The 7,369-nt window shown below is 63.5% G+C and carries 4 protein-coding genes; 3 read left to right on the forward strand and 1 reads right to left on the reverse strand.

Going from position 1 to position 7,369, the window contains the following annotated elements; all coding sequences use genetic code 11:
• The coding region (locus QZ500_RS17700; protein ID WP_295857104.1) for an AAA family ATPase at positions 1–1,999 on the forward strand (1,999 nt) is incomplete at its 5' end.
• Positions 2,000–2,133: 134 nt separating this feature from the next.
• Positions 2,134–3,141, forward strand: coding sequence for an IS30 family transposase (locus tag QZ500_RS17705; RefSeq protein WP_295857106.1), 1,008 nt, complete (start codon positions 2,134–2,136; stop codon positions 3,139–3,141).
• Positions 3,142–3,980: 839 nt separating this feature from the next.
• Here QZ500_RS17705 and QZ500_RS17710 read toward each other — a convergent pair.
• A complete protein-coding gene (locus QZ500_RS17710; RefSeq protein ID WP_295857108.1) occupies positions 3,981–4,475 on the reverse strand; it encodes a hypothetical protein in 495 nt (164 codons plus the stop codon).
• Between the two features lie 231 nt (positions 4,476–4,706).
• Between QZ500_RS17710 and QZ500_RS17715 the strand changes: the two genes are divergently transcribed.
• Positions 4,707–7,369: TonB-dependent receptor (locus tag QZ500_RS17715; RefSeq protein ID WP_295857110.1), on the forward strand; the 2,663-nt coding region annotated here is incomplete at its 3' end.

Genomic DNA, 7,369 nt, shown 5'->3' on the forward strand with positions numbered 1-7,369 from the left:
ACGACACCTTGCCGAGCGCGCCGCAAGCTTTCGTCACGGCGATTTGATGGCTGCCAGCCTCGGCTTGGCCGACAAGGGCGCAACCGTCCGCGGGATCGAAGCGCGCATCGCTGTGCTGCAGCACTCCGGCATCCTGATCGCGGGCCTGCGCGGCAGCATCCATGCCGACCGGCTGACCACGCGTGACATGCTGGCAACCGAGAAGGAGATACTGAAGGCGGTCGGTGATGGGATCGGGACGGGTGCGCCGATCCTCGATGCTGCGGCTGCCGAGGCAGCATTGGCGCGAGCGGCAGAGGCGCGGGGCGTGACGCTGGCTGATGAGCAGCGCCAGGCAGGGCTTGCGATGTTGGCGGGAGAAAACCGCATCCAGCTCGTCCAGGGCGATGCCGGCAGCGGCAAGTCGTTCCTCTTCGAGATCGTCGCGGCGGTGTGCGCGGAGGCTGGTGTCGGCATGCTGGTGCTGGTGCCACAGAACAAGCTGATGGAGGAGATGGGTGGGCGCGGGTTCGAGATGCGCTCGCTGGCCTCGGTACTGCAGGCGCATGGTGATCGTGGTGCTCGCCCACGGGCCGGGGCGGCGCTGTCTGCGCTGGTCGAGGGCAAGCTCGTCGTGCTGGAGGAAGCCTCCATGGTGTCGTCGCGGCAGTTCGCAGCGCTTGCCGGCATAGTGGCGACCGGAGGCGCTGCACGGCTGGTAGCGGTTGGCGATCTCAAGCAGATCTCGTCGCCTGGTGCCGGGCGGCCATTTGCGCTCCTGCAGGAAACCGGTACGCCAACGGTGCGCTTGTCGGAGAACCGCCGTCAGAAGACCGACACGTTGCGCGAGGCGGCAACGCTGGCGCGCGAGGGCAGGGTAGGTGATGCCTTTGCTCGTCTGGGTGACCGCGTAAACGAGAGCCCCGATCCGGTTGCAGCCGCGGTCGCCGACTTTGTGTCCCTGTCGCCCGACGAGCGCGCGCGTACGGCGCTTCTGACCTCCGGCCATGTGTTGCGCAAAGCGGTTCTGGACGATGTTCGTGGCAGACTGCTCGAGGAAGGCGCCTTGGGCGCTGAGGCGCATATGTTGAAGGTCTGGGACAATCTGAACCTCACTCGCGAGGAGCTGCGCCAGGTCCGGCATTGGACGCCGGGCCTGCAGCTCGACATTTATCGCCACCAGTCAGGTCTTGTACCTGGCTCTTATGCCATCACAGCGGTCGACACGGCGCGTGGCCTCGTCTCGCTTTCCCGTGACGGGGCCACTTGCGAGTTTGCGCCTGCCCGGTTGCATCATGCCGGCGAGGGTGCGGCACTGTCCGCCGCCAGCGAGATCGAGGTGCGCCAGGGTGATCGGCTGATCTTCGCAGCAACCGACAAGGCTCGCAGGATCGTCAACGGCACGACGGTCACCCTCGAACGTGTCGAGGGCAATACGTTGCATCTGTCCGGCCAAACGCGAGATTACGTGATCGGCGCCGACGACCCGCTGCGGCAGCGGCTGGCGCATGGCGCCGTGCTCAACATGCACCGTGCCCAGGGCATCACCGTCGACCGGGCGATCACGGTCATGGACAGCAATGACCGCCTGCTCAACAGCCAGAGCCTCTACTATGTTCTCCAGACACGCGCCCGAGAGGAGCTGTTGCTGCATACCGATGATCGGATGGCGCTCATCGAGGCGATTGAGGCACATCGCGGTGATGTGCCGCATGCATCCGATCTGGCGCTGGAACCCAATTCTTCAAGTGGCCCGTCGACCGACGCTGCAGCAGCCGACCTGATGCGTCGAGAGCACGCGGAGAACCGCGATGCCGCGTTGCTTGGCGCCATGAGCGCGGCGCTGACAGAGATCGTGCATGACCTGCACCAGCCTCAGCCGGAGCTGCCGGACGCGCTTGCCTCGGCGACCAGCAAGCAAGCGGCAAGTAAGACGATTGAGCCGCATCAACACCGGTTCGAACCAGCGCGTCACTATCCGGAACGTGCGATTGAACTCGACTACGGCATGGATATCTAGTCGCTACTGTGCAGTGCGTGGCTATAATTTACATAATATATACTATCGGATTGGCGTCGTGTAGGTGGGTGCATTCTAAATTGAAGTGCGAAAACCTAGCTCAAGCACGGGTTCCACCCGGCTGAGGGTTGCGCATGGGCCGCTACACGCATCTGGATCTCGACGAACGCCGCAAGCTGTATCAGCTCATCAACGCCGGCAAAAGTCCGCGCCAAGCCGCGGTCGAGTTGGGGCGCCACTCGTCGACGATCTACCGCGAGCTGAAGCGCAATCATCGGTTCGACGAGGAGCCGATGTTCCGCGGGTACTTTCCGCTGACTGCTCAATCGATGGCGGCGGGGCGACGGCTTAGGGGCGCGAAAATCAGCCGATATCCCGAGCTCGCCAGCTACATCGTCGACCGGCTGGGAGCCGCCTGGTCGCCGGAGCAGATCGCCGGCTACCTTCGGCACCGTACCGCAGGCCCGCTGCGGGTGAGCCATGAGACGATCTACCAGTTCGTGTATGGGCCCGACGGTCATGCGGCCAAGCTGGCGCGCCTGCTGCCCACCGGCAGGCGGAAACGCCGACGTCGCTATGCTCGAAAGCCACACGGCCTGAACATCCCGCCCGCCCACACCATCGCGGCCCGACCGCCAGACATCGCTGAGAGGGCCGACTTTGGCCATTGGGAAGGCGACCTCATCGCATTCAAGCTGCATCATGGTAAGGCCAACCTCACTTCGCTGGTTGAGCGTCGAAGCCGCTTCACCGTGCTTACGCCCAACAGCAGCCGTCACTCGGCCGGCATCATGGAAGGCATTGAGCGCTATCTCGGCACCCTCCCCCCTTCCCTACGTCGCACCATCACGCTCGACCGGGGCACGGAGTTCGCCGCGTACGGGCGCCTGCAGGAGAGCCTGGGCATGACCGCGTACTTCTGTCAGCCGTCAGCGCCATGGCAGAAGGGCAGCGTGGAAAACAGTAACGGCAGAATACGACGCTTTCTGCCCTCTGATACGGACATCGCACAGGTACCGCGAGCCGAGCTCGAGCAGCTGGTTGATCGCCTCAATCGAACGCCACGCAAGTGCCTTGCCTATCGAACGCCGGGCGAGGTCCTGGCCGAGCAGATCGACCTCGCGCTTGAAGCAGACCTCTGAAGGCCCAGCGTGTCTGGAAGTGTCCAAACTCGGTCTTCCAAGCACGCATGCCGCGCAACCGAAAACCGCTAGCTCTTCCATCCAATCAGCGCCTAAAAAAGAGACAATGAAACCTAACTGCGCCTGCCGTCTCGGCACGATCATGCTGCTCTTCGCGGTATCGTCTAGCTGCGTAAGGGCGAAGGAGGATTTTCGCCCTCAATGTGAGCGTACGGCCGCTGTGGTGGTCTACGATAAATCTTTGTGGCGCGAATATATGTTGCAAAACGCATCTGTGTTCGAGAAAAATAGAGAGAGGCTAAGAATTTTTGGGACGAAGGGTTTTATATTGCTCTCACAAGAGGCAGAAACTGGATCCTATAATCAGAAATTCAATACCATTTACCAGAATGACTTTATAATTCGGAGGCAAGGTAACAATAAGATTGTTGCTGTCGTAAAAAGCCTGTCACTGCGAACTCGAGGTTTTGCAGCCAATCGATTCTGGACATGCATTTACGACTGGCCGGAGCTCTACGAGCCATTTGTTACGCCTGCTTAAAACACATGGACAATGTACGCGTGCTACAGTCTTACCCTTGAAGACTATGCTCCTCTGCAAACCGCTTCTTCTCGCTCCCTCCTCGGGAACAACCGTTCCACTTTCCACACCTTGAGACATCTATCCAGCGCGACCGAGCCCGCTGCCGGCGCAGCGGGTCCGAGGGCGCCAGAAGCGGTAGGACAGTACATCAGCGGGGGCAGCGCTGCGCTGCTTGGGGGGCTCCACGCTGCCCCCGCTGCCACGAGGCGGTGTCGCACTTCGGCTTGAAACCGCAGCGCCGATTGCAAGGTGGCGCCTACATCCGGCGAACCTTGATCGCTGGGCGGGTATCGATCGTCATCTTGTAGCCGCCCAGCATCGTCCGCTTCACGATCACCGCGCTGCCGGACCGCAACCGACCGGGGATCGGCGCGTCGTCGACCTGCATCCAGCGCGCACCATCGGCCAGCACGAAAACGAACAGCCCGGCGCTATCGGGCATCGCCGATACCAGGGTGCTCTTGATCTCCGAAAGCATCGATGTTGCCCCCACGTCTTCCGACGCCTTCGCACCGAAGGCAGCACGGCGGCGCTGCTGCTCGGCGCGCCGATCGACCACCGCTATCTCGGCACGGCGTTCCGCATCTTCCAAAAGCGCCGTCTCCTGCTCGTAGCAATCGAGCCGTGCGGCCACGTCGAGCACGGTGCGACAGGCGTACAGATCATGCAGGTTCGCCTGTGGCGTTTGCGCAACAACAGGGCCGCAACTCAAAAGAATCATACCCACAGCCAGCCCGATGGAACTTTTCATCTTTACATCATTCTTCACAATTCAATCGTTTCCGAACCGCGAGATGAAGACCGGTGTGTGGCGAAAGCGTCACACCGCCACGTCAATGTACGTCCGGATAAAGGGAAAGGATTGTTTACGCAAATCCGGGGGATCATGACGCGGGCATCAAGCCCGGTGATCGTACGCACACGACACCGGCCTTCGAGATCGAACCATACCCGATCCTTGGGATAAAAAGGGACCGACCCCATGAAGACACTTCGCACGAAGTTGCTCGCCTCCGCGGTGCTCGCGATGGCAGTGGCCGGCGCGCCTGCCTTTGCGCAGACCGCCCCCGCCGAGGCACAGACCCCGGCCGACGCCGGCCCCAAGCCCGCCGTCCAGGGCCAGGACGCGGCCGCACCGGGCGAAGCCGGCCCGGGCGGTGGTGACATCGTCGTCACCGGCTCGCGCATCGCCTCGCCAAACCTGGTATCGGCCAGCCCCGTGACGGTCGTGAACGCGGCGGACATCAAGCTGCAGGGCGCGACCCGTCTCGAAGACGTGCTGAACAACCTGCCGCAGGCGTTCGCGACGCAGAGCTCGTCGGTGTCGAACGGCTCGACCGGTACCGCGACGCTCAACCTGCGCAACCTGGGTGACCAGCGCACGCTGACGCTGGTCAACGGCCGTCGCCTGATGCCGGGCGACCCGGTGTCGAAGAGCTCGGCCGCCGACATCAACGTCCTGCCCGGCATCATGGTCAAGCGGGTCGACGTGCTGACCGGCGGCGCGGCGTCGGTCAATGGTTCGGACGCGGTCGGCGGCGTGGTGAACTTCGTGCTCGACACCGACTTCACCGGGATCAGCGTCGACGCCAATTACGGCGTCTTCAACCACGACAACAACAACACCCGCCTGCAGAACCTCGTGCGCGGTTCGGGCTATTCGGCACCCGGCGGCCTGACCACCGATGGCCGCAACTTCGACGTCAGCATGAAGGTCGGCGCGGGCACCGACGACGGCCGCGGCCACATCGTTGGCTATTTCGGCTACCGCAACATCGCCGCAGTCGACCAGGGCAGCCGCGACTATTCGGCGTGCGGCCTGGCGACCTCGACCGGCTCCGAATATCGCTGCGGCGGTTCGGCCACCGCGTTCCCGGCGAACTTCACGCTGACCGACGGCGTGCAGGGCGGCCCGCCGACCTCGTACACACTGAACGGCGCCGGTGCGCTCGTTCCCGGCACGACGCTCTATAACGCCAACCCGCTGAACTACTTCCAGCGGCCGGACACCCGCTACACCGCGGGCTTCCTGGCACATTACGACGTCAGCGATGCGTTCAAGCCGTATGCCGAGTTCATGTTCATGGACGATCGTTCGGTCGCGCAGATCGCACCGTCGGGTGACTTCAACAACACCGGCACGCTGAACTGCGGCAACCCGTATCTTTCGGCGGCGCAGGTCGCGACCTTCTGCCGCGCCTCGAACCTGACCGGCGACACCACGCTGAACCCGAACGGCAGCACCAGCCCGATCGCCAACGTGCTGATCGGTCGTCGCAACGTCGAGGGCGGCGGTCGTCAGGCCGACATCACGCACACCTCCTACCGCTTCGTCGCGGGCGCGCGTGGCGATATCGGCAAGGGCCTCAGCTACGACCTGTTCGGCCAGTACGGCACGACTAAGTACAACCTGATCTATCGCAACGAATTCTCGATCAGCCGTACGCAGAAGGCGCTGGACGCCGTCACCAACTCGGCGGGCCAGATCGTGTGCCGCTCGGTCGTCGACGGCAGCGACCCGAACTGCGTCCCGCTCAACATCTTCGGCACCGCACCGATCACCTCGGCGGCGCTGAACTACGTGCAGGTCGCCGGATTCCAGCAGGGCCAGACCAAGGAAACCGTGGTCAGCGGCTCGGTCAACTTCCGCGGCGGTGAGTATGGCATCCAGAGCCCGTGGGCGAATGACGGCATCGGCATCGCAGTCGGTGGCGAGTATCGCAAGGAGCAGCTCGAGCTGAACGTCGACACGTCGTTCGCCACCGGCGACCTGGCGGGTCAGGGCGGCCCGACCCTGCCGGTCGCGGGCAGCTACGACGTCAAGGAGGTCTTCGCCGAAATCCAGGTGCCGTTGGTCGCCGATCGTCCGTTCTTCCACGAACTGACTGTCGAGGGCGGCTATCGCTACTCCGACTACAACCTGTCGGGCGGCGTCAGCTCCTACAAGGGTGCGGTCAGCTGGTCGCCGGTGCGCGACATTGCGTTCCGCGGCAGCTACAACCGCGCCGTCCGTGCGCCGAACATCCAGGAACTGTTCCAGTCGCAGTCGGTGCAGATCGATGGCTCGACCGATCCGTGCGCCGGTGCCACGCCGACCGCCACGGCGGCGCAGTGCGTCAACCTGGGCGTGCCGACCACCCGTTACGGTCTGGTACAGGAAAATCCCTCGGCGCAGTATAACGGCCTGCTGGGCGGCAACCTGAACCTGCGTCCGGAAACGGCTGACACGTTCACCGCCGGCGTCATCCTGACCCCGTCGTTCCTGCCGGGCTTCAACCTGACGGTCGATGCGTTCAGCATCAAGGTGAAGGACATCATCTCGGTCATCGGTGCGGACACGATCCTCGCGCAGTGCGCGGCGACCGGCGATGCGTCGCTGTGCGGTCTCATCAACCGCGATGCCAACTTCTCGCTGTGGCAGACCCCGGGCGGGTTCGTCCGCGACACTAACCTGAACAGCGGCGACCTGAAGACCCGCGGTCTGGATATCAACGCCAACTACACCTATCGCTTCGCGGAGGCGGGTTCGTTGTCGGCGGCGTTCACCGGCACCTATGTCGACGAGTTCACCTCGACGAAGGTCGGCACCTCGTTCGACTGCGCCGGCTATTACGGCGGCCAGTGCGGGTTCCCGCAGGCGAAGTG

The organism is uncultured Xylophilus sp. (assembly GCA_913776965.1).
Lineage (GTDB): Bacteria > Pseudomonadota > Gammaproteobacteria > Burkholderiales > Burkholderiaceae_C > Xylophilus.

Excerpts from the sequence above, each read along its gene's own strand:
- QZ500_RS17705 (WP_295857106.1), top strand. The coding sequence starts at position 2,134 with ATGGGCCGCTACACGCATCTGGATCTCGACGAACGCCGCAAGCTGTAT.
- QZ500_RS17710 (WP_295857108.1), bottom strand. The coding sequence starts at position 4,475 with ATGAAAAGTTCCATCGGGCTGGCTGTGGGTATGATTCTTTTGAGTTGC.